Annotated in this window: 4 protein-coding genes; all 4 read left to right on the top strand. The window is 66.9% G+C overall.

Going from position 1 to position 2,214, the window contains the following annotated elements; all coding sequences use genetic code 11:
- The first annotated feature begins 105 nt into the window (after positions 1-105).
- Positions 106-585 (top strand): pantetheine-phosphate adenylyltransferase, encoded by a 480-nt coding sequence (gene coaD / locus GPA_RS02905; RefSeq protein ID WP_015538880.1) that lies wholly within the window; start codon positions 106-108, stop codon positions 583-585.
- A 213-nt stretch (positions 586-798) separates the two neighbouring features.
- Positions 799-1,272: an ATP synthase subunit B family protein gene (locus tag GPA_RS02900; protein ID WP_015538879.1), complete on the top strand. Its 474-nt coding sequence runs from the start codon at positions 799-801 to the stop codon at positions 1,270-1,272.
- A 78-nt stretch (positions 1,273-1,350) separates the two neighbouring features.
- Entirely contained in the window at positions 1,351-1,824 is a 474-nt protein-coding gene (locus GPA_RS02895; RefSeq protein WP_156790915.1) for a YceD family protein, read from the top strand.
- Positions 1,825-2,007: 183 nt separating this feature from the next.
- On the top strand, positions 2,008-2,214 hold a 207-nt coding region (locus tag GPA_RS18770; RefSeq protein ID WP_041238885.1), incomplete at its 3' end, for a helix-turn-helix domain-containing protein.

Raw genomic sequence — 2,214 nt, 5'->3', positions numbered from 1 at the left:
CGAGGCCGACGCGGCTGCCGCCGCCTGCGGGCTGGCGCTTGCATCGCGCAAGAAGTACGGCGATACTGTCGTGGACCTTTTCAGACCTAAGGAGCTTGACCTGCTATGAGACGAGCACTCACGCCCGGAACGTTCGATCCCATCACGAGCGGCCACCTCGACGTCATCACGCGCGCGGCCCAGCTGGTGGACGAGGTGGTGGTGGCCGTGGCCGCCTCGCCGAAGAAGCAGCCGCTGTTCTCGCTCGAGGAGCGTGCCGAGCTGGTGCGCCAGGCCACGAGCCACCTGCCCAACGTCCGCGTGGAGCCCTTCGACGAGCTGCTCGTGGACTTCGCCGCCCGCATGGAGGCCACCGTGGTGGTGAAGGGCCTGCGCGCCATCACCGACTTCGAGTACGAGTTCCAGATGACGGCGCTCAACTACCAGTTGAACCAGGAGCTGGAAACGCTGTTCATCATGTCGCCCCCGCAGTACATGTACCTGTCGTCGTCCATCGTGCGCGAGATAGCCAGTCTGCACGGCGACGTGAACGGCTTCGTGCCCCCGTGCGTGAAAGGCGCCCTTGAGGCCAAGTTCGCGGAGTAGCGGGCGGCGGCCCCGCTTTGCGCCGTGGGTTCCGGTATGGCAACGAGAATGCGACAGGGGCCCTCCGACCGGGTAAAATGTGCACGGTTTGTGCAGTGACGTTGGGTTATCCGGTCAAACCTGCTAGAATACTTTGACGCATGCGCGCAGGAAGACTCAAACCCCGTGCGCCGACGCACTTGAAACGCAGCACGCTTGGGTGGAAGGACAATCATGGACGAAACAGGAGTCTTGGGGCTGCTCGAAGAGCTCTCGATTCTTCTCGAGGACTCGAAGCCGGTCTTCGGCAAAAGCAACTTGCGCCAAGTCGACATAGCCGCGGCGTTCGAGATCATGGACGAGATCCGCGACACGTTCCCGAGCGAGTTCGCGCAGGCGCGCCAGATCGTTCGCGAGCGCCAGAGCCTGCTCGACGACGCCGAGGCCGAGGCCAACCGCATGATCGAGGACGCGCGCAGCCAGGCCATGACCATCGCCAGCGAGCAGGAGATCGTGCGCATCTCCCAGCAGCAGGCCGACCAGATCCTCGCGGACGCCCGCGAGCTGGAGCGCCAGACGCGCGCCGGCGCGGAGGACTACGCCGACGAGGTGTTCGGCCACGTGGAGCAGAGCCTCGACACGCTGCTGAACAACGTGCGCCGCTGCCGTGACCGCCTCAACGCCAACTCGCTCGCCGCGGGCCGCTGATGGAAGCGACGCGCATCCCTATACCCTCCGGAGCTCTTCGCACCTGCGGAGAGCTCGCATTTTGAGGGAACGTACGCCGTGCCCGTCGTGAAGGCCGGTCCCGACCTGTACGACTTCGCCGAGCCGCTGGCCTGGCAGGTGGACGTGACGAACACGGGCGACGCGCTGCTCGTCACCGGCACCGTGGAGGGGGAGGCGAAGACGTCGTGCGCGCGCTGCGTGGACGAGTTCTCGTTCCCCGTGACGGGCGAGGTCGAGGGGTACTTCCTGATCGGCGCCGACAGGGAGGCGCCCGAGGACATGGACGACGACGAGTTCGACGTGCTGCCCGACGACAACGTCATCGACCTGGAGCCGCTGCTGCGCGCGGCGCTGCTCCTGGAGTTCCCGCTCGTGCCGCTGTGCGACGAGGAATGCAAGGGGCTCTGCCCCACGTGCGGTGCGAACCTCAACGATGGCCCGTGCGGCTGCGCGCCGGCCGAGGACGCGGGCGACGACGCGCCGCCCAACCCGTTCGCCGTGCTGAAGGACTTCCCGTTCGAGCAGAACTGACCTCCTTCCCGCCATCGCGGAGGGCCCGTCCCCGCCCTTTTCGATGCATTTGCCGCACTGTTTCGAAACGCCCGCCCTCGGCGGGCGTTTCCTTTTCCCGACAGAGCAAGAAAAGTAGAGACGCGTGCCGTGGCGTTCTGGTTCAATGGAGCATCCGGGCCGAAAGGGAGGAAGGAGGCTGGCATGGAGCTGGAGCACCTGCGCGCGGTGGAGCGGGCGGTGGCGTGCATCGAGGCGCACCGGGGCGGGCGGCTCGATCTGGACGCCATCGCGCGCGCTGCCGGCTACTCGAAGTTCCATCTGCACCGCCTGTTCGGCGAGGCGACGGGCATGACCGTGCACGCCTACGCGTCGCGCCGCCGGCTCACCGAGGCCGCCCGCGCGCTCGTG

The organism is Gordonibacter pamelaeae 7-10-1-b, from assembly GCF_000210055.1.
Taxonomy (GTDB): Bacteria; Actinomycetota; Coriobacteriia; order Coriobacteriales; family Eggerthellaceae; genus Gordonibacter; species Gordonibacter pamelaeae.
This window is presented reverse-complemented; position numbering and strand designations above follow the sequence as displayed.